Origin of the sequence: Lactococcus sp. LG1267 (assembly GCF_017309545.1) — a bacterium.
Classification (GTDB): Bacteria; Bacillota; Bacilli; order Lactobacillales; family Streptococcaceae; genus Lactococcus; species Lactococcus petauri.
In genome coordinates this window covers 1,338,949-1,365,472 of sequence record NZ_CP071295.1, presented here as the reverse complement: position 1 = coordinate 1,365,472, position 26,524 = coordinate 1,338,949, and the positions used below count along the sequence as shown (strand labels likewise).

22 protein-coding genes are annotated in these 26,524 nt (G+C 39.5%); 7 read left to right on the top strand and 15 right to left on the bottom strand.

All coding sequences use genetic code 11. The annotated features are described in order from the left end of the window. Positions 1–23: 23 nt before the first annotated feature. Both J0J33_RS06700 and J0J33_RS06695 read right to left on the bottom strand, forming a co-directional pair. Positions 24–704 (bottom strand): acetolactate decarboxylase, encoded by a 681-nt coding sequence (locus tag J0J33_RS06700; RefSeq protein ID WP_019292570.1) that lies wholly within the window; start codon positions 702–704, stop codon positions 24–26. 21 nt (positions 705–725) lie between these two features. After that, the gene (locus tag J0J33_RS06695) at positions 726–1,457 is read right to left on the bottom strand and encodes an epoxyqueuosine reductase QueH (protein ID WP_206888901.1); all 732 of its coding nucleotides are present in this window, start codon (positions 1,455–1,457) and stop codon (positions 726–728) included. Positions 1,458–1,707: 250 nt separating this feature from the next. Between J0J33_RS06695 and J0J33_RS10950 the strand changes: the two genes are divergently transcribed. From J0J33_RS10950 to gatD, 3 genes are all read left to right on the top strand, one after another. Further along, positions 1,708–1,764, top strand: coding sequence for a hypothetical protein (locus J0J33_RS10950; protein ID WP_230315958.1), 57 nt, complete (start codon positions 1,708–1,710; stop codon positions 1,762–1,764). A 265-nt stretch (positions 1,765–2,029) separates the two neighbouring features. Next, entirely contained in the window at positions 2,030–3,379 is a 1,350-nt protein-coding gene (murT, locus tag J0J33_RS06690; RefSeq protein WP_191672959.1) for a lipid II isoglutaminyl synthase subunit MurT, read from the top strand. Further along, positions 3,379–4,170, top strand: coding sequence for a lipid II isoglutaminyl synthase subunit GatD (gene gatD / locus J0J33_RS06685; protein ID WP_206888898.1), 792 nt, complete (start codon positions 3,379–3,381; stop codon positions 4,168–4,170). The genes murT and gatD overlap by 1 nt, the downstream gene beginning before the upstream one ends. A 33-nt stretch (positions 4,171–4,203) precedes the next feature. Here the strand turns inward: gatD and J0J33_RS06680 are convergent, their stop codons facing one another. The 5 genes from J0J33_RS06680 to J0J33_RS06660 all read right to left on the bottom strand — a co-directional run bounded on the left by J0J33_RS06680 (position 4,204) and on the right by J0J33_RS06660 (position 10,464). Further along, positions 4,204–6,861 (bottom strand): FtsX-like permease family protein, encoded by a 2,658-nt coding sequence (locus tag J0J33_RS06680; protein ID WP_206888895.1) that lies wholly within the window; start codon positions 6,859–6,861, stop codon positions 4,204–4,206. 4 nt (positions 6,862–6,865) lie between these two features. Beyond that, a complete protein-coding gene (locus J0J33_RS06675) occupies positions 6,866–7,567 on the bottom strand; it encodes an ABC transporter ATP-binding protein (protein ID WP_117517989.1) in 702 nt (233 codons plus the stop codon). A 113-nt stretch (positions 7,568–7,680) separates the two neighbouring features. Next, positions 7,681–8,505, bottom strand: coding sequence for an ammonia-dependent NAD(+) synthetase (gene nadE / locus J0J33_RS06670; protein ID WP_064305306.1), 825 nt, complete (start codon positions 8,503–8,505; stop codon positions 7,681–7,683). Between the two features lie 2 nt (positions 8,506–8,507). Then, entirely contained in the window at positions 8,508–8,996 is a 489-nt protein-coding gene (locus J0J33_RS06665) for a GNAT family N-acetyltransferase (RefSeq protein ID WP_019292563.1), read from the bottom strand. 4 nt (positions 8,997–9,000) lie between these two features. Further along, positions 9,001–10,464 (bottom strand): nicotinate phosphoribosyltransferase, encoded by a 1,464-nt coding sequence (locus tag J0J33_RS06660; RefSeq protein WP_019293534.1) that lies wholly within the window; start codon positions 10,462–10,464, stop codon positions 9,001–9,003. 267 nt (positions 10,465–10,731) lie between these two features. On the opposite strand from J0J33_RS06660, the gene J0J33_RS06655 reads away from it, so the two are divergent. Next, entirely contained in the window at positions 10,732–11,319 is a 588-nt protein-coding gene (locus J0J33_RS06655) for a nicotinate-nucleotide adenylyltransferase (protein ID WP_019292561.1), read from the top strand. Between the two features lie 11 nt (positions 11,320–11,330). Here the strand turns inward: J0J33_RS06655 and rnr are convergent, their stop codons facing one another. From rnr to J0J33_RS06615, 8 genes are all read right to left on the bottom strand, one after another. Then, the gene (gene rnr / locus J0J33_RS06650) at positions 11,331–13,331 is read right to left on the bottom strand and encodes a ribonuclease R (protein WP_207781148.1); all 2,001 of its coding nucleotides are present in this window, start codon (positions 13,329–13,331) and stop codon (positions 11,331–11,333) included. 84 nt (positions 13,332–13,415) lie between these two features. After that, the gene (locus tag J0J33_RS06645; protein WP_206888893.1) at positions 13,416–14,528 is read right to left on the bottom strand and encodes an FAD-binding oxidoreductase; all 1,113 of its coding nucleotides are present in this window, start codon (positions 14,526–14,528) and stop codon (positions 13,416–13,418) included. 97 nt (positions 14,529–14,625) lie between these two features. Continuing rightward, the gene (locus J0J33_RS06640; RefSeq protein ID WP_206921629.1) at positions 14,626–16,242 is read right to left on the bottom strand and encodes a hypothetical protein; all 1,617 of its coding nucleotides are present in this window, start codon (positions 16,240–16,242) and stop codon (positions 14,626–14,628) included. A gap of 257 nt (positions 16,243–16,499) precedes the next feature. Further along, positions 16,500–17,021 carry a dihydrofolate reductase family protein gene (locus J0J33_RS06635; protein ID WP_206888890.1) on the bottom strand — a complete coding sequence of 174 codons (522 nt, stop codon included), beginning with the start codon at positions 17,019–17,021 and terminating at the stop codon, positions 16,500–16,502. 128 nt (positions 17,022–17,149) lie between these two features. After that, entirely contained in the window at positions 17,150–17,317 is a 168-nt protein-coding gene (locus J0J33_RS06630) for a hypothetical protein (RefSeq protein WP_019292557.1), read from the bottom strand. 18 nt (positions 17,318–17,335) lie between these two features. Beyond that, a complete protein-coding gene (gene obgE, locus J0J33_RS06625; protein ID WP_014024644.1) occupies positions 17,336–18,649 on the bottom strand; it encodes a GTPase ObgE in 1,314 nt (437 codons plus the stop codon). A gap of 252 nt (positions 18,650–18,901) precedes the next feature. Beyond that, the gene (locus J0J33_RS06620; RefSeq protein ID WP_206921628.1) at positions 18,902–22,039 is read right to left on the bottom strand and encodes an SbcC/MukB-like Walker B domain-containing protein; all 3,138 of its coding nucleotides are present in this window, start codon (positions 22,037–22,039) and stop codon (positions 18,902–18,904) included. Between the two features lie 2 nt (positions 22,040–22,041). Continuing rightward, complete coding sequence (locus tag J0J33_RS06615; RefSeq protein WP_206888886.1) at positions 22,042–23,214, bottom strand: exonuclease SbcCD subunit D; 1,173 nt, start codon at positions 23,212–23,214, stop codon at positions 22,042–22,044. Positions 23,215–23,594: 380 nt separating this feature from the next. Between J0J33_RS06615 and J0J33_RS06610 the strand changes: the two genes are divergently transcribed. From J0J33_RS06610 to J0J33_RS06600, 3 genes are all read left to right on the top strand, one after another. Further along, positions 23,595–24,407, top strand: a complete 813-nt coding sequence (locus tag J0J33_RS06610) for an oxidoreductase (RefSeq protein ID WP_165719555.1) — start codon at positions 23,595–23,597, stop codon at positions 24,405–24,407. Positions 24,408–24,433: 26 nt separating this feature from the next. Continuing rightward, positions 24,434–25,411: an AraC family transcriptional regulator gene (locus J0J33_RS06605; RefSeq protein WP_165719554.1), complete on the top strand. Its 978-nt coding sequence runs from the start codon at positions 24,434–24,436 to the stop codon at positions 25,409–25,411. Positions 25,412–25,580: 169 nt separating this feature from the next. Further along, complete coding sequence (locus J0J33_RS06600; RefSeq protein WP_206888884.1) at positions 25,581–26,522, top strand: UbiA family prenyltransferase; 942 nt, start codon at positions 25,581–25,583, stop codon at positions 26,520–26,522. The last annotated feature ends 2 nt before the right edge of the window (positions 26,523–26,524 follow it).

Genomic DNA, 26,524 nt, shown 5'->3' with positions numbered 1-26,524 from the left:
TTTTAGGTAGTTTTTATCTATTATTACTCAAAGCGCATAGCCTTGAAATTTTCATTTTCTTGAGGAAATTCCTGTTTCATTTCCCCCACTTGACCAACTTCAATGGTAATTTGTCCAGATAAGAATTCAGTCAAGTGACCGCCAAAAGTCTTGTCGTCACTTAAAAAGTGTAGATGAGCACCATCACCATACAGATCTTCTAAAAATTTAGGCGACCAGATACCAACAATCGTTCCCGAAATATTTTTTTCAGTAAAATGAGGCTGTTCAGCCAGAATTTCCAAATAATTTTTCGTATTCTTTGCAGGTTTAGAGCTAATTTCCACCGACTCAAAGTGTCCAGTCATTTTTAGACTGTAAGCTGTGTTCCGTGTTGGGAATTTCTCTGTCAGATCATGCAAGGTTTGCATCGTCAGTCCATTAACTTTATAAGTCGCAAAGGGTTGGTGATCAATCACTGCAACATACGGTAAAGTTTCATCTGGTTTAACTATGCGAACCTGATTTTCAGAATTTCCGTGATAGGCAGTGCCATCAAGAATAATAACTTCTCCATCAGCACCATCTAAGGTACCAATACCAATTTGTCCATATTTTAAAGCTTCTCCAGCAGTTATGGTCCCTTCATAAAAGCCACCATACAGGGTGTTAAAAGAACCATGCTGAAAAATTGCACTCATTTTATTTATAAAACTTTTAACCATGCAACAATTATAGCATGTTCTTTATTTTTTGTCGCCTACTTTATTTATAAATTTTACAGCACTTCTATTAATTTCTTTGAGGTCAATTCCTTGTTGACGTGCTGCAAAGACACAGCCACAATAGCATTGGCGGTAAATATCGTATTCTTTGCACATCTCTACGGAACGTTTCCAGCCATTGTTTTTCTTAAAGTCACTAGGCAAGTATTGGACAGCATAGATTTTTTGCATATCTAAGCCTATTTCATTTATGAGTTGGCCGTTCTTTTTGGGGCTGAGCGTGAGTGCCGAACCAAAATAATCATAACCTAACTCTTGAGCTTTCTCTGCGACAATATCTAAACGCATTTGAAAACAAGCTGTGCAACGCGAACCACCTTCAGGTTCTTCTGCGAGCTGATGCAAATTGACCATCTGCATAAATTTATTGGGTTCATAAGGTGCCGCAATAAACTGAACTTTATTTCCTGTTTTTACATTAAAGTCTTGAACAAAATTAGCCTGCACTTTCTCACGCCTTTCGTACTCGGCACGAGGATGAATATTCGAGTTCGAAAAATAAATTGTCACATCAGCATTTTGACAAAGATATTCTAAACTATAAGTTGAACAGGGTGCACAACAGGAATGAAGCAAAATTTTGGGCCGAAGACCTTCAGCCTCCCAGCTTTCACGCATTTTTTGATAAACCCGATCATAATTTACCTTTTGATTAGGATTCATCTTTTGTAAGATTTCAGTCGCATTTTTCATGCTTTTATTTTATCATATTTTGAAGATGTCTTGCTTGTAGTTTAATAACAGTGAAATTTAGGTCTTTCATTTTTATGGTTTTTATATTATACTAAGAGGAGGAACTCTCAAAACTCCTACACCCCGCTCTTGGCAATGTCCAAGAGCTTTTTTTGTTGTAATTATACTATAACATGGTAGCTTTATCGTGAGCTGGCCTCACAAAAATGAAAGGCGACAATTTTTGTCGATATATAAAACACTTTCATTGATGATCGCATTTGCGTTATTGATGATTACAGTGGTTAATAAAAACGATAAAAAATAACGTCCAACTTTAGCAGGGCAGACGTTATTTTAACATAAATCTTGCTACCGTTCTTAATACGGCTGCATGGGTCTTGTTAGCGCAAGTCCTTTTCTTTATATTTATTATAATACAGTGCTCTCCTAAGAGCAAGAAAAACGAAAAATCTGATGAAGTTAGAACACCCTACACAACTTCTTATTACCTTGTTTATCAGCAAAAAAATATCTTTTCCAATGAGAAGTTTATCCTCCTCAACACCGCAATCTATGGTATAATATCATTTATGACTATGAAAACTTCATTCGCAACTTTAGCAGGAAAGAGTTCACGCTTAGTTTTAGAGAAAATCTTTAAGCGTGGAAGTACGTTGCCTGGTAAGATTGCTTTAAAATTTGATCCTGAAATTTTAGCTACATTAACAAAAGATTATGAAATTATCGTTGTGACAGGGACCAATGGTAAAACTTTGACCACAGCGCTCACTGTCGGTATACTCGAAAAAGCTTTTGGAAAAGTTGTCACAAATACTTCTGGTGCCAATATGATTACCGGGATTACTGCTACTTTCTTGACAGCGCCTAAGGTTAAAAAAGGGAAAAAAGGCTTTGCTGTTCTGGAGATTGATGAAGCATCACTGCCAAAAATCACCGAATATATCAAGCCTTCACTTTTTGTTTTCACAAATATTTTCCGCGACCAAATGGACCGTTACGGAGAGATTTATACAACTTATGACTTTATCGTCAAGGGAGCCGCTAATGCACCTGAAGCCACTGTTCTTCTCAATGGTGATAGCCCGCTCTTCCATTCACGGACTTTGGTAAATCCTGTCAAGTATTATGGTTTTGACCATGAAAGTCATGCGCCTGAACGTGCGCATTATAATACTGAAGGGGTTGTTTGTCCGGAATGCCATCATATCTTAGATTATAAGCTCAATACTTATGCTAACCTTGGCGATTACATCTGCCAAAACTGCGGTTTCAAACGTCCTGAGCTGGATTATCGTGTTTCTGAGCTCACAGAAATTACCAATACTTCTTCTCAGTTTGTCATTGATAATCATTCTTATAAAATCAACGTGGGTGGGCTCTACAATATCTACAACGCTCTTGCTGCTGTTTCTGTCGCTGAATTTTACGGTGTACCTGCTGAAACTATCAAGGCAGGTTTCGAACAATCTAAAGCCGTCTTTGGCCGTCAAGAAACCTTTAAGATTGGCGATAAATCCGCTACTATTGTCCTGGTTAAAAATCCTGTTGGAGCAAACCAGGCCCTGGAAATGATGAAACTTGCTGATTATCCATTTACCTTGGTTAGCTTGCTCAATGCCAACTATGCTGACGGTATTGACACAAGCTGGATTTGGGATGCTAACTTTGAGCTGGTCCATGACATGGATATTGACCAAATCTTTGTTGGTGGTGTCCGCCATAGTGAAATGGCTCGTCGTTATCGTGTTTCTGGATTTGACGAAAGCAAAATTCATGAACTTGAGTCGCTACCCCAAATCCTTGATGCCCTCAAAAATGAAGCAGATCAGCACATCTATATCCTAGCAACCTACACTGCAATGTTAGAAATGCGTGAGTTGCTTGCACAAAACAAGATGATTGGAAAGGAGATGCACTAATGGTTTATACTTCTTTAACATCAAATTTAGAAAATCCTAAATACAACCTTCATGTTGCCCATCTTTATGGAGACTTGATGAATACTTATGGCGATAACGGTAACATACTCATGCTTAAGTATGTTGGCGAAAAATTAGGCGCTGAAATGACTTTTGATATCGTTTCCCTTGAAGATAGTTTTGATCAAGATTTTTATGACCTTGTCTTCTGGGGCGGTGGTCAAGATTATGAACAGGAAATCATTGCGGACAGCTTCAAAAATATCACATCACCACTCAAATCCTATATTGAGGCTGAAAAGCCTATGCTTGCCATCTGTGGCGGCTATCAAATGTTAGGTCAGTACTATATCAATGCTGCTGGCAACAAGATTGACTGTACTGGTATCTTGCCGCACTACACCAAAAACCTTGGCAATGACCGTTTTATTGGCGATATTCAAATTCATAACGAAGAATTTGGTGAAACATATTATGGTTTTGAAAATCACTCGGGAATTACCTATCTTGGTGAAGGCGAAAAAGCTTTGGGTAAAGTGGTTTATGGTGGCGGGAACAATCCCGACGATGACACCGAAGGGCTCCACTATAAAAATACATTTGGTACTTACTTCCACGGTCCCATCCTTTCGCGCAATGCACGCTTGGCCTATCGTCTCGTCACAACTGCCTTGTATCAAAAATACGGGCAAGACTTGGAACTTCCAGCCTTCGAGGAAATTCTCGCCCACGAAGAAAAAGGACAACAAATCACGGATGCCAAACGTAAAGTTGAACATTACGAACATTAAACTAAAAAACTGTAGAATAAATCTACAGTTTTTTTAATCCACAGACTTTAATGCACCCAGCATATCGACATTTTTGAGTTTCAGATGGACGACAATACTTAAGCCTAAAGTTGTGGCTAGGGTAATGAGTGTTGAGAGCAACAGGTTACTCCATAACAGATTAGGATTAAACATAATCATGTCGGTCGGTAACATGGTAATAATCACATGATGGAAGTAAGACCCTAAGCCAAAGCCAGCTAATATACCCATAAAGCTCAGTAAAATCGTCTCACGATAAATGTAAAGTGTCACTTCACGATCATAGAAGCCCAGTACTTTAATCGTTGACAACTCTCGAATTCGCTCAGAAACGTTGATATTGGTTAGATTGTAAATAACAACGATAGCCAATAGAATAGCACAGCCAATAAGCACAAACATGACACTGTTAATACCGTGTAAAAAGGCGTCAATTGTATTTTGTAAATCACTATTTTGCGATACAGTGAGCGCCCCAGCATTTCGCATAAAGTCTGCCGCAGCTGCTTGACTTTTAGCCCTTGATGTATCTCGAAGCTTCAAGAGATGCGCATTTGCCCTTATCGGTGTTTCAAACAGCGCTTTATACTGGTTTTGATTCATAAAAATATAGTGCCCCATATACATCTCGGTAATACCTGCAACTTTTATTTTTACTGTTTTATCCTGATCGTTTTTTAGCGAAATGGTCTGTCCAATTTTTGCTCCAAGCAGTTCTGCCAGTTTTTCACTTATTACTGCACCATCTTTTGGTAATGCCAGTTTCTCCTGACTTACACGATTACGCAGTGTTACAAACTGCTTAAAGTTTTCTTCCTTCTCCGGAACCATTAAACTAATATCCTGACGATTATCGTTAATCGTTTGATGCAGTTGTTCAAAGTGAACTGGAGCGTAAGACTTAATATTGTCTGACTGTAAAAACTGGTCAAGTTCATCTTGCTCCTGTTTATTCAAGTTATCCTGAGAAACCGCAAGCATATTGTAGTGTAAAATTTCACCAAACTGCCGTTGACTCAGCCCTGAGATAGAATCACGGATACCAAAGCCCATAACAAGAAGTGCTGTACACCCCGCAACCCCAACAATAGTCATCAACATTCGCTGTTTGTAACGGAAAAGGTTACGTGCTGTCACTTTATAAGTAAAGCTCATACGATTCCAAATCGGCTTGATTCTCTCCAAGAAAATACGCGAACCTGCTTTAGGTGGTTTGGCTAAGAAAAGTGCTGCTGGTGCGCCACGCAACTCAGATTGAGCCACCAAATAAGCGGGCAAAACGGTACAGGCAAGCGCAATAACAAAGGAAACAAGCGTCCAGAAAGGTGAGAAAGTCAAAATCAATCCTGAAAATGTAGAGGAAGCCGAATAAGCGTTAAATACCACATGAGGAAGCACAACATGACCTAAAATAACACCTACAGTTGCACCGGCACAGGCTGAAACAGCTCCATATACGATAAATTTTTTCCGAATTTGAGCATTGGTGTAACCCAAGGCTTTAAGTAAGCCCATATTGCCTCGTTCTTCTTCCACGAAACGTGTCATCGTCGTTAAACTGACAAGAACGGCGATCGCAAAGAGCACGACGGGAAAAATGTTTGAAAGGGCATCGATACGAGTGGAATTATCAACAAAGGTTTGATAGCCCGGGTTTCCTTCTTTTCGATTATTTACGGTATATTCTGGAGCTTCAAGCGCTGCTAGTTTATCTCTCTGTTCTTGCAGTTGAGTTTTACTTTCTACAAGTTTTGCTTTACCTGTATTCAAACTTTCCTGCAGGGCTTGGAGTTGAGGATTTTCACCAGCTAGAGCTTTTTGTTGATTAAGCGCATTCTGTGATTCTTGCAGTTTTATTTCTTCTGCTTTCAGTTTATCTTGGGCTTGTTTTAGCTGGGCTAGTGGCTCTTTTCTTATCTCCGCTAAACGCTTTTCAGGTTGTCCTTCCAAAAGATTTTTAAGCTTTTGTTGGTAATAGTCTGAGCGTTCCGTAAATTGTGGATCATATGGACTAAGGCCTTGCATGGTTTTGAAACTCAAGCGTGCAATCATATACACATTTGACTGAAAAGCTTCAGGAGGAACAACGGCATAGCCGTTAAGCTGTCCCGTTCCTATATTGGTCGGACCGTATAGACTTTTATCAACAAATTCACTTGATTTGACAAAACCGACCAGCTTAAACTCATGGTTTTTTAGAAGATATGATCTCTCATTTTTTTCTTCGGTTACGCGGATTGTATCACCAAGCTTGTACTTGTCTTGATAGAGAAAATCAAGGGCAATTTCATTGCTTTTTTGGGGCATTTTTCCTGCAATGAGCTCATAAGTCGAAAGGTTGTCTGCTTGCGAGAAAATACGCAAGGAAGTTTTCTTATCGGGCAGCAAAACATCACGAAAATAGCCAAAATCCACCGTTTTGAGTCCATCTGCCTGGCGAATAAGCGCTTGGTCCGATGCATTTAAACCCATCGTTGAGGTAACACTCAAATCTGCCAAGTGATGCCGCGCATAGAATTCCTCAGCCGTTGCCCTCATATTTGGCCCAGACATTTTTAAACCGACAAAGGCAAAGACCCCTAAAGCCATGAGGGAGAAAATAGACATGAAACGTCCAAAGGATCCAGTAATCGACCGTCTTATATTTTTATTGAGGATTTTTGTTTTCATCGAATCACCACTCAATCGTTTCGATATCTGCCGGACTGTCGTTGACTGTAATCTCCTTGACCCGACCATCATGGACATGAATGATACGGTCCGCAATTTGACTAATGGCAGCATTATGGGTCACAATAATCACTGTTGCACCCTGAACGCGCGACATGTCTTGCAGTATTTTCAGTACATGCTTGCCTGTTTGATAGTCTAATGCTCCGGTTGGTTCATCACAGAGAAGGATTTTGGGATTCTTAGCGATAGCACGCGCAATAGCCACACGTTGTTGTTCTCCCCCCGAAAGTTGTGAGGGAAAATTATCCAAGCGATGACCCAAGCCGACATTTTGAAGAACTTCTACAGGATCAAGCGCATTTTCGACAATCTCTGAAGCTAATTCGACATTTTCCTTGGTCGTCAAATTATTAATCAAGTTATAAAATTGAAAAACAAAACCAACATCACGTCTACGGTAAGTAATCAGTTCTTTAGCAGACAGCTCCGCAATATTTACACCATCAATTATCACTTGCCCTTCATCACTCGAATCCATGCCGCCTAAAATATTTAAGATTGTGGACTTACCCGCACCTGACGTTCCTAGGATAACTGCTAGTTCTCCTTTCTCAATTGCAAAGTTTACGTGATCATTGGCATAGATTTTCTCTCCACCGGATTGATATATTTTTGATTCATCTTTTATCTCAATATAGGACATAATATCCCTCCTGTAAGCGTTTGTATTACTCTATTATACCATACTCTCAACCCTCATTTTATTGATTTACGTATAAAAAAACGCCAGCTTAATCGCTCACGTCTTCTTATATATTATTTCCAAAAATCATCAAAAACGGTAATAGGTAAGTGACGTTTGTGTTCCGTTTTAAGATACCAATTTTCGATTTTTTCTTGTGCCTCGGGGCTGATTGATCGTCCTTCTGTATAGTTGTCGATATCCTCATAAGTCACGCCCAAAGCAACTTCATCTGCCAAACCGGGCTTACCATCTTCCAAGTCTGCTGTTGGAACTTTTTCATAAAGAGAAGGTTCGGCACCCAAAGCAGCGAGCAACATCTTACCTTGACGTTTATTGAGACGGAAAAGCGGCAACAGATCAGCGCCACCATCACCAAATTTCGTATAAAAGCCAGTAATATTTTCAGCTGCATGGTCTGTTCCCAAAACAGCACCTTGCATCCCTCCAGCAATCCCATATTGACTAATCATGCGTTGACGGGCTTTGATATTTCCTTTGTTAAAGTCAGAAATCTCCACACCAGTCGCTTCTAAAGCCGCAACTTGAGCATCAACAGCTTCTTTGATATTCACAACTAAACTTTTATCTGGTTTAATAAAGTCCAGTGCTCTTTGCGCATCCTCTTCATCTGCTTGTGTACCATAAGGCAGACGAATAGCTACAAATGTATAAGCTTCGTTTCCCGTTTCTGCACGCATTTCTTCCATGGCAATCTGTGCTAAGCGGCCAGCCAATGTTGAATCTTGCCCTCCAGAAATTCCTAAAACATAGGTTTTAATAAACGGATATTTCTTTAAGTAGTCTTTGAGGAAATCCACTGATTTACGGATTTCTTCTTGTGCATCGATTGTTGGTTTAACACCTAGTTCTTTGATAATTTTTTCTTGTAAAGACATATTCACTCCAAAATTTTAGCCATATAAAATTCATCAACCCATTCATCATTGATTTTAAGAGATTGGCTACGTACTCCTTCAATCACAAAACCGTTTGTTTTATAACATGAAATAGCTGCACTGTTGTTCATTGCCACCGTGAGTTCTAAACGTGAAACTCCTTCTTTACGTGCCCATTCTTCTAAAGCTGCAAAGAGCCGGCTCGCAATCCCTTGACGACGATAATCCTTAAGCACAGCAATGACAATTTTAGCACAATGTCTATTGCGACGGTAAGTGCCACGATAGGCAGCTAAGAAGGCAACTAATTCGCCTTGATCATTGTCGGCACCCATCAAAAAGTCCGTTGAGGCAACTTGATTAGCTAATTCATGAAGTTTAGTTTTATGTTCGTCCGGTTCAACCAGCATAAAGTTATTTTCTTGAAAAATTTCCATTTGGAGCTGACCAAATGCTTCAGCATGTCCTAATTCAATATTTTTTATTCTCATAGTATCAATCCAATTTCATTCCAGAAACCTTGGTGCGTACTTGACTAATCAAACGCATCTTATGGTTCCATAATTCTTGTGATAAGTCAACGGGATATGGTTGGGGATTGAGGTTGCGCTTATATTCATCCCAAAGTTCGGTCAAGTTGGCTTCAGCAAAAGTTTTGATTTCTTCTAAGGTAGGCAAAGGATAAACTTGCTGGCCTTTGACAAAAATTTCTTTAAGTAGGGGTTTAGCAGTAAAGTCACGTACATTTTTATTAATAAAGGTATGCACGGGATGGAACATATAGATTTCCTCACTCTGGTCTGGTCTTTCACCGTCAAAAGTAATATAATCTCCTTCAGACTTACCGTCACTTTCTCTTGTGATACGCCAGATTTGCTTTTTCCCAGGCGTGGAAACTTTCTCTGCGTTGCTCGACAGTTTGATGGTGTCTTGCATTTCGCCCTGATCATCCTCCATTGAGACGAGCTTGTAGACAGCACCAAGCGCAGGCTGATCATAAGCCGTGATGAGCTTGGTACCTACACCCCAAACATCAATCTTCGCTCTCTGCATTTTCAAGTTCAAAATTGTTGACTCGTCCAAGTCATTTGAAGCATAGATTTTGGCATCAGTAAAGCCAGCTTCATCCAGCTGCTTACGTACTTTTTTCGAGATATAGGCCATATCTCCAGAGTCAATGCGGACACCTTGGAAATTAATTTTGTCACCAAATTCACGTGCCACACGAATAGCTGCCGGAACACCAATGTTCAAAGTATCATATGTATCCACAAGGAAAACACAATCTTTATGTGTCTGTGCATAAGCTTTAAAAGCTTCATAATCGTTGCCATAGCTCTGAACTAAAGCATGAGCATGTGTTCCGCTTGGTTTAATGCCAAAAATCTTAGCCGCACGCACATTACTTGTGGCATCTGCACCACCAATATAGGCCGCACGTGTCCCCCAAATAGCAGCGTCCATTTCTTGGGCACGGCGTGTACCAAACTCAAGCAAAGGATCATCACCAATCACAGACTTGATGCGTGATGCCTTGGTTGCAATCAGTGTTTGGAAATTAATGATATTGAGGACAGCCGTTTCGATAAGCTGACATTCAGCCAGCGGTCCTTCTATCTGAACCAAAGGTTCGTTGGCAAAAACGAGTTCTCCTTCTTGGACAGAGCGGACTGTACCTGTAAAGCGAAGCTGTGCCAGATAGTCCAAAAAATCCTCAGGATAATCTAAATCACGGAGATAAGAAATATCTGTTTCGGTAAATCTTAGATTGTTCAAGTAGTTAACCATGCGTTCCAGACCTGCAAAAATAGCATAGCCGTTTTCAAAAGGCATTGAACGGAAAAAGACTTCAAAAACAGAATTGCGATTATGACGTCCAAGCTCCCAATAGGTCTGCATCATATTTATTTGGTAAAGATCTGTATGTAAAGTTAAACTATCGTCTGGATATAGTGACATGGTGACTCCTTTTATGAGTGACAAATTATATTCTAACTCTATTTTAACAAAATTTGACGGTAAATTGTATTGTCATCACCTTTATTTACAAATATTCAGGGACATTTCTATCTTCATGTTGAAATTATCTCAATGCTTCTTAAATTCTTCATGAGTTTAAACTCAATAAATTATTATTTTCTTATTTGAAAATGCTCATGTGACTGATGAAAGTGGGCTTTTCTGGTATAATATGAAAAGAATTAAAAAGGAGCTATATATCCACTAATGGAACAAGCAAAAAGAAATAAAATCGGAATTTTGGGCGGTAACTTTAACCCGGTCCACTTTACCCATCTGATGATGGCTGATCAGGTCGCTCAACGTCTTGAATTAGATAAAGTTTGGCTCATGCCCGAGGCTCTTCCTCCCCATATTGATGAGAAAAAAACAATCTCGGCTGAGCATCGTGTGAAAATGCTGGAGCTGGCGATTGCAGATAGTCCACGTTTATCACTTGAGTTGGGAGAAGTTGCACGTGGTGGGAAATCTTACACCTATGACACGATGAAGCACCTCACTCAAGCTTATCCAGATACTGATTTTTATTTTATCATTGGTAGCGATATGGTGGAATATCTTCCGAAATGGTACAAGATTGATGCCTTACTTGACTTGGTTCAGTTTGTTGCTGTTCAACGTTCAACTGAAGCTATTGAAAGTCTTTATCCTGTCCAATGGGTGGACTTACCTCTTTCTTTTGCTTCCAGTACTTCTTTACGTAAGATGTTTAAAGATGGAATCGAGCCAGTTTACCTCATGCCTCAATCTGTTATCGATTATATTAAGAAAAATAAGCTCTATCTTGAAGGATAGAACTTTTTTTATTATTCTTCAATAATTTCTTCAAAATCAACGGTTCCCTTACGTTTATTGGCTGAAATGACACGAATTTTTAGGACATCCCCCATACGATAAGTTTTCTCAGATTTTTTACCTTTGAAGATATCTTCTTCTTCATCGAATTCAATGGCTTCTTCAACACCTGTGTGAAGATTGACCGTACGAATCAAACCTTGAACCGTATTATCAAGTTCCATGAAGAGGCCAAATTTTTGAACACCAGTTACGGTTGCTGAGTAAACTTCACCGATATGATCTTGCATGTACTCCGCTTTTTTCATAGCATCCACGATTCGTTCCGTCACAACTGCGCGATGTTCCATATCAGAAGACTGTTTAGCGATTTCAGGTAAACGTTCTTTCCATTCTTCTTTCGTACGGTTTGAGTGATCTTTTGGATAAAGATGAAGTAAACGGTGCACGATCAAGTCCGGATAACGACGAATCGGACTGGTAAAGTGGGTGTAGTCTGTCGCAGCTAATCCATAGTGCTGTGTATTTTTTTCTGAATACAGAGCTGTCGACATCGTGTGGCGTAATTGATACGTTAGTGTTTTTTCAAAAGCTGTTCCTTTAATCTCTTCCGCAAAGTAATTTACAGCTTCATGAGAGTTTGAACTCAAGCTAAAGCCCGCATCAGCAGCCTTTTCCATTAATTTAGCAAATGCTTTTTCTTTCGGCTTGTCATGTACGCGGTAAAGTGACGGCAATTTTTTCTTTTGGAAATCAAGGGCAACCGTTTCGTTGGCTGCCAACATGAAGGATTCAATCATACGTTCTGCTGTACCACGTTCACGTTTCACAACATCAATCGCATGTCCTTTTTCATCCAAGATAACTTTTGCTTCACTTTCGTCAAATTCGATCATGCCACGTTGATGACGCATCTCTTCGAGTAGCGCGTGAAGTTCCCCAGCGATAGCGACAGAATCCACAATTTTAGGGAATTGCTCTAGACTTTCGCGATGTCCTTCTTGCCCTTTATTGAGCATCTTGTTTACTGTTGAATAAGTCATACGATAAGTTGTCTTAATCACAGACGGACCAATCTTATAATTGATAATTTTACCGGAATTATTGATTTCCATCACACAGGACATCGTCAACCGCTCTTGCGCTTCATTTAGTGAACAAAGATTATTGGACAGCTTAACAGGTAACATTGGCACGACACGATCGGTAACATAGACAGATGTAGCACGTGCAAAAGCTTCCTCATCCAAAGGTGAACCGTCAGTGACATAGTGAGAAACGTCAGCGATATGAACACCCAGTTCATAATTTCCGTTGTCTAACTTCTTAACATGAATGGCATCATCCAAGTCTTTAGAATCTTCGCCATCAATCGTATAAGTGATTTCTGAGCGATAATCGTCACGCCCTGCAAAATCTTCTTCCGTTAATTCTTCTGGGATTGCTTCGGTCTGAGCCATTGTTTCTGCTGTAAATTCTTGCGGAATTTTCATAGCGCAAAGCACTTCCAAAATATCAATCCCCACATCATCCTTGTGTCCGATAATTTCTAACATTTGACCTTCAAATGCTTTATTTTCATCAGGATGTTGCGTTACTTTGACACGGACAACATCACCTTCTTGTACTTCAGGCAGCGGTTGCTTGATGTATAAAGGATCTGTGATTTTATCATTGTAGAGTTGAATCGTGCCTTTGTAGCCTGTAAGTTTGCTTTGACGGCTAGATAAGCTTTGATAGCTCCCAACAGTTTCCGTCACTGAACGTTTTGTGATTTTGATTATCTGTCCATCTGCACCACGTTTAGCATTTTTTTGATGAAGCACACGAACAAGGACTGTATCTCCATCCATTGCTGATTTGGTGAATTTTGGTGAGATGAAAATGTCATTACTCTTGTCAATCGCATCAAGCGGGTTCACAAAGCCAAATCCCTTCGGATGCTTATGAAAAACGCCTTCAACTTCGTTTTTTTCTGGTGTATTAATAATTAAATCTGATATTTTTGCCATTATTATCTTTCTGTTTTTTAAATCTATCTTTTCTATTATAACACACCCTACAAGACGTCTTTTGTTTTGAAATGTTTTTTAAACTCATTCTTCTTTTTTATTCACATAGAGATTCATTTCCTTTTGATAATGGTTCATATCCCATTCTGAATTATCTGCATTTAAATGTTGTGCTAAAAGATAGGCAATGTAAGGTCCTGTAGTTAGTCCTGAGGAACCTAATCCACTCGCAATATTCAAACCTCTCTCTTGCACTATAGGGCCAAAGAAGGGAGCAAAATCAGCAGTGTATGCGCGGGTCCCGACACGGTAGCTATAAGCTGTATCTGCAAAATAATCTTCCTTTAAGAAGGTCTGCACGCCTTTAGTCAGTTGCTCAAAAGCTTCTTGTGTCGGTTCTAAATCCCAACCTGCTTCATTTTCATGTGTTGCACCTAAGAGTAAACGGCCATTTTGAAAAGGAATCAGGTCGGCTTCACCTTCTAAGAAAGCAACCGGCCATTTCTCTGTTTCAAAATTGGTCTCAAAAGACAACAGTTGCCCTTTCTGGGGCGAGACCTTGGCTGTATAACCCAGTTGATCCAGTAAAGTTTTCAATGCTGGTCCCGGTGTCAAAACAAGTTCATCTACTTCCACCTCCTCTTGCACTGAAGTCACACGCCATTTTGCCTTCTCCTTCTTGACTTGGGCTTCTTCGCTTATTACACGAACACCGCGTGTTTGGGCACGTTCCCGAAGATGTTGCAAGTAAGCTTTTCCATCAAGTCGTGCGCCTCCAGAGATGTATAAGCTTTCGACAGGTTTTAGCAAAGGCAGAATGTCTGTCGTTTCTTCTGTGGTGAGATGGCGCACTTCCCCAATCTCTGGTGCCGTTGCACGTCGCTCTAAAGCAAGCTGTTCGAGGTCTTGAAGCGCTTGTGGACTTCTGACGAAGAGCGTCCCACACTTTTCGTAAATGTTTTCATCTAAACTCAAGTCTTTGACCAGTTGCTCAAAAAAGGCAGCACCATCTTTAGCTAAAGCATACCATTGTTTGTTTCTTCGTTTGGACAGCCAAGGAGAAATAATCCCTGCACTGGCACCTGTCGCCTGATGTTTGCCAGAATCAAAAACTGTAATGTCAAATTTTTCTGTATCTAAGTAATTGGCCAAGGTCATGCCGATGATGCCGCCACCAATAATCGCTATTTTTTTCATAAATTTATTATTCCATACAGCTGATTTTTAGTCAACTATCGGTTTCCGGATATTCAAAAAACTTCCTGAATTTGGGAAGTTTTTGAATATCCTTGGATTAGATGCGGGGAGGTTGAACTAAAAGTGCTGGCCGAATTCCGCCAGTGCGTCCAGAAATATCCGTACGATAAGTGGATAACTGACCAAAGGAAGTGCCCGGACGGTTATCAATACCCCATGACTGTCCGAGTGCCGCTGGTGTCCGTAAGAACCACCATTCATCAGAACCTCCTAAACGCAGTCGAGGGTTCGGGAAAGCTCTACCATCTTCTGTAAGAGCAACCACATCAGCTAATGAAAGAGCAAAGGCTTGTTTGACTCCTGCGGAATTTCTTTCCGTTCTGTCACTTGATACCGCTCCTAGATTCTCAAAGTTTGAAGGCAACCAGCGTGGACCAAAACTCATATTTTCTTGCCATTCTACTGCTTCCAATGCTACAGTAGGTACAGCATCCCGCTCAGGTATTAAAACTGGTACCACAATCTCTTTTAAATCTTCATTAAGGTCATCATACCATTCTTTTAAAGCTTCACGATGATCATTCCAAGAAACATTACGGAGAGTATGAGTGCGCATAATCATATGTGTTCCACCTCCACCTCCAAGGTAAATGAACTGCTGACCACTAGTCTTAAATCTTTGCCCTTGATTGAAATTACTGAAGTTAAGCTTACTCACGGGGACATCTACAGTGGGAGGTGGATTTCCTGCAAAGCCATCTGCCAGCATCCTGATGATGGATAACATTTGTGTTAAGTTTGCTGAATCATCCTCGCCCTCATCTGAAAATGTTTCCTCTAGACTTATCAACTCACTGTCTACATGAATAGCATAATAATAAGAGCCGGTGATTGCCTTTGTTTCGGCCGTCATCACTGCAGCATCTATGAAGTAAGAAGTTGCTTGACCAGGCTGCAGAGCTTGCGACCAGTAAGCCCAGCCTGTCTCCTCGTCCATGACCCAGAAAGCACCGCCTACTAAATCTGGTGCAGATAATTCAAGATATTCTTCAAGCGTTACTGGTGGCCGAGATTCAGGCATATTTTGTACTGTTTGTCTGGAAGCCAAGCTTCCTGGCCAAGGTGCCTGACTGTCATTTGTATAAGTATACCCTTCCTGCCAGTAATTATCTGTACCTTCTCCAGGATGTGTCGCACCATCCACAAGATAGTCCCGAGCATGACCTGCGGCAGCGGTCGTTAGATCCCGAGCATTAAGATTAAATGTCGGAAGGTACCAAGGCGCAGGTTCTCCTCCACGTGTCCACCCAAAAGTCAGATTGGAATAAGTGTTAAAAGCTGCCGAATCTCCAGCACGGTTGTTAATGTTCCCTGATTCTGGTTTATAAGTTGTCCAAGAACCTACATCTGTGCGACTCCCCCCGGCTACTTGATTCCAAGAGGTCTGACCTCGTTCTTGATACTCCATGAACTCAGAAAGTTTAATTCTTACCATGATAGGTGTTTGACCGTAATTTTCAACAAAGACATCCTTGTTTTCTGTGTTACGGTTGAAATAGTCATGCACACGACCACCTGCTTCTGGACGATTTTCTATCTCACGATCATTGATAACCTGTTGGTTAAAAGCTGTGAAGGCAAAAGTTACACCAATTAAAGTAAGAAGACTCAAAATTAAAATATTACGCAGCTGACGTTTCTTTTCTATGTTCATAAACTTCTCCAACCTTCAAGATACAGAGCAGCTATCACTGATAGAGTAAAACCATCTGCTCTGCTCTGCTCTGCTCTGCTCTGCTCTGCTCTGCTGAAAAATTGTAATCTATCATATTTACCTCGTCAAATATTTCGTTATCCTCAAGTAATATTAATAACACCTATATAATGTTATTGTAATATTTTTCTTAGGAGATTCAAAATAATATCAAAAAAGCAGCTCAAAACGAGATGCTCAGATGTTTTTTTCTTATTTTATTTCGCTTTCGTTTTGCGCTTATAAGCCAATTCAACAAATTGTCCGTATCTTGTTGTTCCTTGTAACTCTAAGTCTGACGCATAATTACCTTGTGGAAAGAGCGGAATGCCTTCACCCAAGATAACTGGAGCAATTGTTACTTGGTACTCGTCGATAAGATCAGCTTCCATGAAATCCTTAATCAGCTGACCGCCACCAACTAACCAGATTTCTCCTTGAAGTTCTTGGACAAATGATGTTAGATTACTTGGATGCACAAACTTGATATTAGCTTTATCTTCCCAAGTTTGTCTTGAAAATACATAAGTCATTTTATCTTCATAGGGCCATGTTTCTAACTTTTGATCTAAAAGCCATTGGTAAGTTCTGCTGCCCATGATAACAATATCTACAGATGAGAGAAATCGCGATATACCATTGTCTCCCTCTCCTTCAACAGCCATCAGCCAATCCAAATTATCCTGCTTATCAGCGATATACCCGTCTAATGTTTGGGCGATAAAAAGTTTTACTGCCATGTGTTCTCCTTTTCGTTTCTTAACTTGCTTCATTTAGCTTAGCAAGACTAAATTATAAATTCAAGCTAATTGCTCTTGTTTTCTCCCATGTTATAAAAATAAAAACCATGAAAAACATGGTCTTCTTTTTATTCATCTTCTTTTTCGTTTGTTTCTTGTGCAGCTTTAGAGAGGCGGAGTTTACCTGAGGGATTATATTTCTTAATCAAAGCATCAATCCGTTCATCTGTCCAAAAATCTGCTGAGGCAATAAATTCACCGTTTTCATCACGGTCAGAAATAATCTTAAAGCCCATCTCAATCCTCCTACGCTATTAATCTACAAATTCAAACTCAAATTTCTCGATACGTACCAAATCACCATCACGTGCACCTGCTGCACGAAGTTGTTCATCAACACCCATTGAACGGAGTTGACGCGCAAATTTCATGACAGATTCGTCACGGTCAAAGTTAGTCATCTTGAAGAGTTTCTCAAGCTTAGTACCAGACAAGCGCCAAGCGGCATCATCATCACGTGAAATACTGAATGGTTTTTCTTCTTCTTCAAAGCCATAGTATGCTTCTTCATCGATGAAGTCTTCGTCTTCATACAACAAGAATTCTGGTGTTTCAGCTAAGAGTTCACTTGTACGTGCCAACAGACCTTGCAGGCCTGTTTTTGTTAGACCAGAAACTTCAAAGATTTGAGGCATTTCTTGCCCTTCAGGTAGATTTTCAGCTAACTTTTTCTTGAAATCTGCAAGAATCTCTGGCGCATCTGGCATATCCATTTTGTTGGCCACAATCAATTGTGGACGTTCAAGCAAGCGAAGATTGTAACTTTCCAATTCCTTATTGATGGTTACATAATCTTCGTAAGGGTCACGTTCCTCGATGCCTGACATATCCAAAACATGCAAGAGAACTCGTGTACGCTCGATGTGACGTAAGAACTGAATCCCTAAACCTGCACCTGAGTGTGCGCCTTCAATCAGTCCAGGCATGTCCGCCATAACGAAACTGTCACCGTAGCCGATTTGGACCATACCAATATTTGGTGTGATTGTGGTAAAGTGATAAGCTCCAATCTTTGGTCGTGCATTAGAAACAACACTCAAAAGCGTTGATTTACCTACAGAAGGGAAACCTACTAAACCAACATCAGCAAGGACGCGCAATTCAAGCATAAGCCATTTTTGCTCCCCTGGCTCACCGTTTTCAGCAACTTCTGGTGCAGGGTTACGTGGTGTTGCAAAGCGAATGTTTCCACGTCCGCCACGACCACCTTTAGCAACGACAAACTCTTGACCTTTGTCAATCAAGTCCACAATTACTTGTCCTGTTTCATTGTCTTTGACTGTGGTTCCTTGCGGAACTTTAACAATCAAATCTTCTGCTCCACGTCCGTGCATCCCTTTGTTCATACCTTTTTCACCTGGTTTCGCACGGAAAATACGGTTGTATTTAAAGTCCATCAGAGTAGAAAGCCCTTCATCGACACGGAAGATAATATCACCACCGCGTCCGCCATCTCCACCAGCAGGACCACCGTCTGGTACGTATTTTTCACGACGGAAAGCGACTGCTCCGTCTCCACCTTTACCAGCTCTTACTTCAATTCTAGCTGTATCTAAAAACAAGCTCATTTTTATTTTTCCTATTTCTTCCTAAAAGCATGCGCTCTTCTATTTGGTTCGAGTTCGATTTTCCAGCAGGACTAAACTTCATCATTTTTTACTGCTGTTTGCTGGAAAAGCTTTTTCCCATACATCTCACTCCACACTCCTTTGTGAGTAGAGTTTTGAACTCTACTATTTTACCATATTTCATTGTTTTTCTCAAAAGGCTACTTTGGAAAGCAGTCGGAACTTTTTATCTTGGTTTCTGACTAAAAGATTTTATTTCGAAAAGAGTTTTACCTGACTTCGTCCGTCTCCGACTTTTTCGACACGCAGTTGCTGTGCGATTGAATCTTTCATTTCTTCTACGTGACTAATAAGGCCAACAAGACGGTTTTCTCCTATTTGTTCGAGCGCTGTCATGGCTTTTTGGAGTGTTTCTTGATCAAGTGAGCCAAATCCTTCATCGACGAAAAGTGCTTCTATTTGAACCCCTTGCGCAGAATTCTGGACTACTTCACTCAGTGCTAATGCTATTGACAGAGCAGCAATAAAGGTTTCTCCACCCGACAAAGTATTGGATGAACGTGAGGCGCCTGTCTCATTATCATAGATGCTGATGTCCAAGCCATGATCGCGCCTTTTATTGGCGGATTCTTTGGCCAACTCAAAGCGATAGCGGTTATTGGAAAGTTGATTGATGAAATGCTGGTTAGCATAAATCAAAACTTTTTCCAGATAATGTTGGACAACAAAGGTTTCAAGCTTGAGCTTATCTCCTGTTTTTCCTGCTATCGCATTGTAGAGCTTAGTCATTTCACGCGCCTTATCCGCTGCCTTTCCTTGTGTCTCAAGTATTTGTTCAATCTTAGCAACCGTTGTTTCGAGTTGTTGGCGTGTATTGGATAGCTCAATAACTGTCTTTTGCGCTTGGCTATAGCGCTCGTTTAAAGCTTGCTTTTCTTCTCTCAACTCAGTAAGATCAGGTCTTTGCTTACCGCTTAATTTTTCCTCATACTTTGCTAAAGCACGATTCAACCGTTTCTCCTCAAGTTCATAAGTATTAATAAACTTGGAAATTTCAGGAAGGTTATCCTCTGCAAGACAATTTTTCAGTGTGACTAAATCATTGGTCCAAGCATTTGGGGCTGCCAATGCTTTGTGGATAATGCGCTGTCCTTCTTGAAGCTTCAGTTTTTGCTCTTCAATACGCATCAGACGTTCTTCATGTTTTGCTTTCTGTTCTGCATAACGCTTTTCAAGGACAATTATCTTCTCACGCACCTCTTGGCACTCTGTATAATAGTTATCGACTTCTTGGCGCAATATAACCTTCTGCTCTTTTAGAACTTGACTCGGTTGCAGTTGCCCAAACTCAGCTAAACTTTGAGTAACTGTTTCGAGCTGTGCCTTGACTTTATCGCTCTCCTGAAACAACCCTTGGCGTTCAGCTTCTAAGTTTTCTACTAAAACACACAGCTTGTCTTTTTCCAGAGAACGTTCTTTTTGTGCAGTGCTTTTCTGCCTATAACTGTCTTCACGAGCTTGAAAAATGATATTGAGCTCTTGGCGACTAAACACTTTAGGAAAACTGCCTTCATGTGCCTGACAAAACTGACTGTAGGCTTGCTCAAACTTCTGCTCCATTTCTTGCAGTGTTTCAGCTTTTTCTGCAGCTTTTTTTTGAGCCATTTCAAGTTCGCTTTGAGCCTTTTCTTGCCTTTCTTCTGCAGCAGCAAAGGCTTCTTGAGCTTCGTCAACTTGTTGCATAGCTGCTTTTAAGTCATCGTCAGAAACACCAAGCTCAACATGTGATAAAGGATGTTCTGTAGCACCACAAACTTTACATGGTAAACCATCTTCGAGTTCCTTTTGTAGTTGAGCAATCATGAGACTTTGGCGTAACTTTCGCTTTTCCTGATAACTTTTCTGTTTGAGCATGAAATCTTGCTGCAGTGTCGTAATGTTTTCCTCAGCAAAGTTTAATTCCTTTTGTGCAAGTTGATTTTCTTGTTTTAAGCGCTCCAAATATTCTGCTAAAGGAGAAAGTTGCTGGTGAAAGTCCAACTTTAGACGACTTAAAGCATCTTTTTCCGCCTGCAAGATACTCTCATCAAGGATCTCTTTTTGTAATTGATCAAGTTTGACTTGTGCTTCTTTTAGGGGCACATCTGTCTCACTTTGCTTAAGCTGCAAGTGGACAATCTTTTTCTCCAAATCTTTTTTCTGCCGGATAAGTTTTTCTACCTGCTCGGCTTGCGTAATCGTGCGAGTCAGCTCTTCAATAACCTTACCTTTTTCTTCAAATTCTGAAGCTTTCTGATCTAAGTCTTGCTCACGTTTTTTCACTTCTCCAAGTATTTTCTGCTCTTGCTCGGCTTTTGAGCGATAATCAACTTCACGTACTTGGTTAGCTTCTAGTTCTTTTTCAACCTCTTCCAAGTCACGTAAAATATCCTTAAATTGTTGCGCCCAGCTGCGGGCTTCGTAGGCTTCTTTCTGTTGCTCATAAAGCACTGCTTGCTCCGCTATTTTTTCTTGGTATTCTTTTTGAGCTTTTTCGGCTTCAAGGAACTCTTGTTCCAGCAGCAAGGCATCTTCGTAAGCTTTATCGACAGTTTCTACTTGGTGCTGTGCTATTTTTGCTAAGTCACGAGCCTTGCTTTCTTGCATCTGCTTTTGCTCTAGAAATTCTGTCGCTTTTTCAAATTTTTCCTTATCTGGACATTCTTCCAAAGCCTTGGCTTCTTCCTCCGTCCAGACAGAAGAGCTATATTGGCTTTGCAAGATTGAATCAAGAGCTGCGTTTTCTTGATTGTTTTTTGTATATTGATTCCGCACTTCCTCAGAAAAGACCGTAAAAATTGCCGTACCAAAAATTTTCTTCAGAATTTCTTCTTTTTCATTGGTGGCCGATTTTAAAAAACGTGAGAAGTCATTTTGTGGAAGTAAAATGATTTTCTTGAACTGCTCGGCGCTGAGATTTAAAAGACCATATATTTCACTGGCAACATCGGCCGGTTTTGTAGCCAAGCTGGCTTGCTCTGTGCCAAATACCCTATCTACAATAGCTAAGCTGGCTTGACTTTTTTCCGTCTTAGTGCCTACTCCTCTTTTCTTAAAGACTTCTTGCTCAGGACAGCGTTGTACCTTATAAAGAAAGTTACCTTGCTCAAAATAGAAAGTAACTTCTGTACGTTGGTCGGGCTGTGCAAACTGGCTGCGCATCTCTCTCGCTTCACGATCTCCTGTCGTCTTGTCAAAAAGAGCATAAGTCATTGCATCAAAAATCGTAGATTTTCCGGCACCCGTATCGCCGCTAATCAAAAATAATGGTGCTTCATCTAGAGCTCTAAAATCAATTTCCGAGTGAGCATGAGGTCCGAAATAATTCATTTCTAAGTAAATTGGTTTCATGTCTACTTCTCCCCTCTCAAGTCAATAAAAGTTTCTTCGATAAAAGTTCGCTGAAATGGACTAAGTGACTCTCCTGCCACCTGTTGGTAGAAATTTTGCACGATTTCTTCTTCACTCATCATTTCCATATTTTGATGGGTTTCTTGCTCTATGATGCGTTCTTTATCTTCATAATCCAGTTCGACAATAGTGCCATAGATTTTCTGAAGTTGAGCACGTAAATTTTGCCCAGCATGAGCAAAGCGGTCAAAGTTTTTAATACATATAGCAAACCAAGCAGATTCTAAAGGTTGTTGCTGGTAAAACTCTGGATCAATAAGCGTTTCCCACTCTTCAGTAAGAGCAACCAAATCCGTCTGTGGTTGAATTTCGAAAAACTCAGTCTCAATCTTATCCGCCACATTTACGATATAATAGCCTTTTTTCGTTTTCGCTTCTTTGATATTAAATTTGACAGGACTTCCTGAGTAACGCACTGTCTCACTGGGTGAAGCATGATGTGTATGAATATGCCCCAAAGCAACATAATCAAAATCCACAAACTGCTGGACTGTGACAGTAGCTAGCCCCCCAGCTTTGGACTTGGTTTCACTTGTCAGCTCAATCTCCTGATCTGCAGAAGGGCTCACAGCAAAGTGAGTCACTAAAATTTGTTTTTTCTCAGGGTGAAAGGCTTCCCGCATTTTTTCAAGCACTAGTTCTAATGCCTGAGACAAGGTTTTAATTTCTTTCACTTCCTCTTCCGGCATACCAGCTTGTAAAAAATAAACACGCGCATCAGCTGGATCAAAGTAAGGAAGCAAGAACATTTGGATCTCCGCTGTTTCAATGGGTACAAAAGCTTCTTCTAATAATGTATTCAAATGTAAATGGTTAAATTCCATCCATTCACGCCCATAATTCAGTCGTCGTGCACCGTCATGATTTCCCGAAATTGCATAAATAGGAAAATTCTCCTGAATATTCATTTCTCGCAGCATTTCGTTAAAGGTCGTCACAGCTGCTGCGCTCGGAACTGTCCGATCATAAAGATCTCCTGCAATGATGATACCGTCAACCTTTTCTTGCTTGGCTGCGGCCAGCATAATTTTAAAGGCGTGCTTTTGCTCTTCTAAAAGACTCCAACCGTTCAAGGTTCTGCCAATGTGCCAATCTGATGTATGTAAAAATTTCACTAACTTCAGCCCTTTTCTACTTTTTCGCTTCCTCTATTATACCTCATAAAAGTTAAAGACAAAATAATGGGGAGATTTATTAAGTTCCCTAGAGTTTTTGCTTTTACCTTTTTTAAAATGCTAGAAATCTCATATTGCCAGAAACGCGATATAGTCTTTATAAAAGATTCAAAAAAATATTTTACAATAAATAATTTAAAGAAAGTGCGGTACAATTATACCTAATAAGTACATCAATTCATATATGGATAAATTCCTATTAAAGGAAAAATAATATCAATCAATGTCGTCAAGTGACAATAAATTGGCGCAAAAAGTCATTGTATTACCTCTAGTGATGATATAAAATATTTTTATAAATAAAAAAAGAGGAATATACGATGAAAGTTATTTTAATTACTGGTGCAACAAGTGGAATTGGTTTTGAAACAGCCAAGTTTTTAACAAAACAAGGACATATAGTTTATGGAGCTGGAAGACAGGAAGAAAAACTGAAACGTCTTAAAGCCGCAGGCATAAAACCTATTAATTTAGATGTAACAAGTGAAGAAAGTACAAAAATTGCAGTTGAATCAATTTTAAAAAAAGAAGGTAAAATTGATATATTGATAAATAACGCAGGTTATGGCTCTTATGGTGCAATTGAAGATGTGTCACTTCAGGAAGCACAAAAACAGTTTGATGTAAATTTGTTTGGTGTGGCTCGATTAACACAATTGGTTTTACCTCATATGCGTAAGCAAATGTCTGGGCGAATTATAAATATTTCGTCCATGGGTGGTCGTATCACTACGTATTTTGGTGCATGGTACCACGCTACAAAATACGCACTTGAAGCTTTTAGTGATGCACTTCGCATGGAAGTAAAAGAGTTTGGAATTGATGTATCCATTATCGAGCCAGGAGGAGTCAAAACACCATGGGGATTTATCGCAGCAGACTATCTTTCTTCCTCAGCTAAAGGAGGCGCTTATGAGGTAGCAGCCTTAAAAGCCGCTGAAGGTATGAAAAAACAATATTCTGGGAACATGATGAGTAACCCACTTGTAATTTCTAAAGCAATCTCTAAAGCAGTAAATAGTAAAAAACCAAGGACGCGTTATCTTATTGGTTTTGGTGCAAAGCCAATTGTATTTATGCATACTATTTTGCCAACGAGAGTTTTTGATTGGATTATGATGCGTGCCAGTTGATAGGATAATATAGAAAAGGATAAAAAATGAAAATAGCACTAGACCGAGGTTTTCAACAATTTTTAGCAATGAATAAAATTGACTTTGAATCTTTACTAGCTGAAGCAAAAATTCCCAATCTCCTTTGGCAGGAAGTTCTTCAGTTAGATGAAGAACAGTATTTTCATTTACAAGAAGTTTTATCTCGCCATCTTTCAGATGAACAAATTTTAATGGTGAGCAATATTGAAAAAATACAACTATTTATGCCTGCTTTCTTTGCTGCATTATCTGCTTCTAACGGTCTACAAGCACTTTATCGTTTTTCAAAATACAAAGCAATTGTTGGACCAATATCAATTGATATAACTGAAAAAAAGCAAATCGTTACAGTTAAAATATCCCCACAAACATCTTATTATAAGCTTTCTTACTTTTCAGTTGTTAATGAACTGAGTTTAATACTTAGCATTCTTCGAACTGGAAGTAATCGTTTTATTATTCCAGTTCAAGTCCAGCAACCCTTTAATTTAGGTGAAAAAATTCGTGACCATTTTAATACTACATTGGAAAAATCACAGCAAGTTTCGATATCTTTTAACTTAAATGATTTGGAAAAACCCTTTTTTACTACAAATAATACGATGTGGCAAATGATTAAGCCAGAACTTGAACGTCAACTTCAAGATATCAAAAGCGATAAACAGTTTCTCAATGTTGTACATAAGGAATTACAAAAGTTGGTTGCTTCAGGTAACTTTTCATTAGAAATATTAGCTCGCAAATTAGGAATAAGTACCCGAACGCTTCAACGAAAATTCAATAAAGAGCATACAACTTTTAAAGCAGAGCTACAATCTGTACAATTTGGAATGGCAATATTATTTGCGACACAAGAAAACCAAACTATGGAAGAAATTGCATACTTAGTTGGCTACTCAGAAGTAAGTGCTTTCTCTAGAGCATTTAAAAAGTGGTCTGGCTTGACATTGAAACAATACATTAATAAAAAAAGAAACAAATAGTCCAAAATATATTTAGTCCATACGAGTTCGTAATAAAGTTCAAGGGTCAGAAAGTTCAGAGCTACAGTAAACCAATAATGCCACAAAAACTCCTACCAGTGAATCTAAGGAATAGAAAATCATCAGTCTAATTAATCTGCAACTATTTTTTTGTGATATAATTCTCATTATGAACGTCAAAACATTTCTTAACTTTACAAGAATCCAAACCTTACCCGTGGCTCTGCTTTCGCCACTTGCAGGAATTATGTTCTCGCTATGGTATTTTCACTCTTTTCATCTTTTACCCACCCTTCTTTTTCTGATCGGTCTTGCTGCCATCAATCTTTTTGTTTCCGCATGGAATAATTTGATGGACTACCATAAAGCGCTGGATACAGAATATAAAACCCAGAAAAATATCATTAGCAATCGCAATATCAACCCTAAGTTAGCACTAAAAATTTGCCTGCTCTTTCTTTTCATCGATATCGTAGTTGGGCTTGCAGTTATGCTTATCACCAATCTTGCCATTTTACCCGTTGGCGGCCTCTGCTTTCTTGTAGCAATCTTTTATACTTATGGCCCCTTTGCTTTCAGTCGCTTTCCTTTAGGTGAAATTTTAGCTGGCCTATGTGAAGGATTTTTCGGTTTCTTTCTCGCTGTATATATTAATTCTTATAATTTACAGTACTTTTTCATTCAATTTGACGGCTGGAAAATGAACTGGACGTGGGATTTTTCCCAACTTCTTCCGATTGTTCTCATAGGTATTATGTGTTTCTGTCAGAACTTCAATGTCATGCTTTCCGATAACATTTGTGATTTGGAACAAGACATTCGCAATCAACGTTTCACCTTACCTTATTATCTTAAAATTCCTGCCAGCTTAGTGCTTTATAAAGTCATGTATATCATTCCTGCTCTTTGTGTTAGTCTAGCAATAATTTTAGGTATCTTGCCTATATGGTCTGCCTTAATGCTGCTCATCCTCTTCGAGTTGATTCCTAATATGAAAAAATTCCTCCACAAGCAAGTCAAAAGCGAAACCTTTCATTATCAAATTAAAAATCTAATTCTTTACAATGGCAGCTTGGCTTTGACTCTGTTTATTGCTATTATTTTTAACTAAAA

Excerpts from the sequence above, each read along its gene's own strand:
- J0J33_RS06700 (WP_019292570.1), bottom strand. The coding sequence starts at position 704 with ATGGTTAAAAGTTTTATAAATAAAATGAGTGCAATTTTTCAGCATGGT.
- J0J33_RS06695 (WP_206888901.1), bottom strand. The coding sequence starts at position 1,457 with ATGAAAAATGCGACTGAAATCTTACAAAAGATGAATCCTAATCAAAAG.
- murT (WP_191672959.1), top strand. The coding sequence starts at position 2,030 with ATGACTATGAAAACTTCATTCGCAACTTTAGCAGGAAAGAGTTCACGC.
- gatD (WP_206888898.1), top strand. The coding sequence starts at position 3,379 with ATGGTTTATACTTCTTTAACATCAAATTTAGAAAATCCTAAATACAAC.
- J0J33_RS06680 (WP_206888895.1), bottom strand. The coding sequence starts at position 6,861 with ATGAAAACAAAAATCCTCAATAAAAATATAAGACGGTCGATTACTGGA.
- J0J33_RS06675 (WP_117517989.1), bottom strand. The coding sequence starts at position 7,567 with ATGTCCTATATTGAGATAAAAGATGAATCAAAAATATATCAATCCGGT.
- nadE (WP_064305306.1), bottom strand. The coding sequence starts at position 8,505 with ATGTCTTTACAAGAAAAAATTATCAAAGAACTAGGTGTTAAACCAACA.
- J0J33_RS06665 (WP_019292563.1), bottom strand. The coding sequence starts at position 8,996 with ATGAGAATAAAAAATATTGAATTAGGACATGCTGAAGCATTTGGTCAG.
- J0J33_RS06660 (WP_019293534.1), bottom strand. The coding sequence starts at position 10,464 with ATGTCACTATATCCAGACGATAGTTTAACTTTACATACAGATCTTTAC.
- J0J33_RS06655 (WP_019292561.1), top strand. The coding sequence starts at position 10,732 with ATGGAACAAGCAAAAAGAAATAAAATCGGAATTTTGGGCGGTAACTTT.
- rnr (WP_207781148.1), bottom strand. The coding sequence starts at position 13,331 with ATGGCAAAAATATCAGATTTAATTATTAATACACCAGAAAAAAACGAA.
- J0J33_RS06645 (WP_206888893.1), bottom strand. The coding sequence starts at position 14,528 with ATGAAAAAAATAGCGATTATTGGTGGCGGCATCATCGGCATGACCTTG.
- J0J33_RS06640 (WP_206921629.1), bottom strand. The coding sequence starts at position 16,242 with ATGAACATAGAAAAGAAACGTCAGCTGCGTAATATTTTAATTTTGAGT.
- J0J33_RS06635 (WP_206888890.1), bottom strand. The coding sequence starts at position 17,021 with ATGGCAGTAAAACTTTTTATCGCCCAAACATTAGACGGGTATATCGCT.
- J0J33_RS06630 (WP_019292557.1), bottom strand. The coding sequence starts at position 17,317 with ATGGGCTTTAAGATTATTTCTGACCGTGATGAAAACGGTGAATTTATT.
- obgE (WP_014024644.1), bottom strand. The coding sequence starts at position 18,649 with ATGAGCTTGTTTTTAGATACAGCTAGAATTGAAGTAAGAGCTGGTAAA.
- J0J33_RS06620 (WP_206921628.1), bottom strand. The coding sequence starts at position 22,039 with ATGAAACCAATTTACTTAGAAATGAATTATTTCGGACCTCATGCTCAC.
- J0J33_RS06610 (WP_165719555.1), top strand. The coding sequence starts at position 23,595 with ATGAAAGTTATTTTAATTACTGGTGCAACAAGTGGAATTGGTTTTGAA.
- J0J33_RS06605 (WP_165719554.1), top strand. The coding sequence starts at position 24,434 with ATGAAAATAGCACTAGACCGAGGTTTTCAACAATTTTTAGCAATGAAT.
- J0J33_RS06600 (WP_206888884.1), top strand. The coding sequence starts at position 25,581 with ATGAACGTCAAAACATTTCTTAACTTTACAAGAATCCAAACCTTACCC.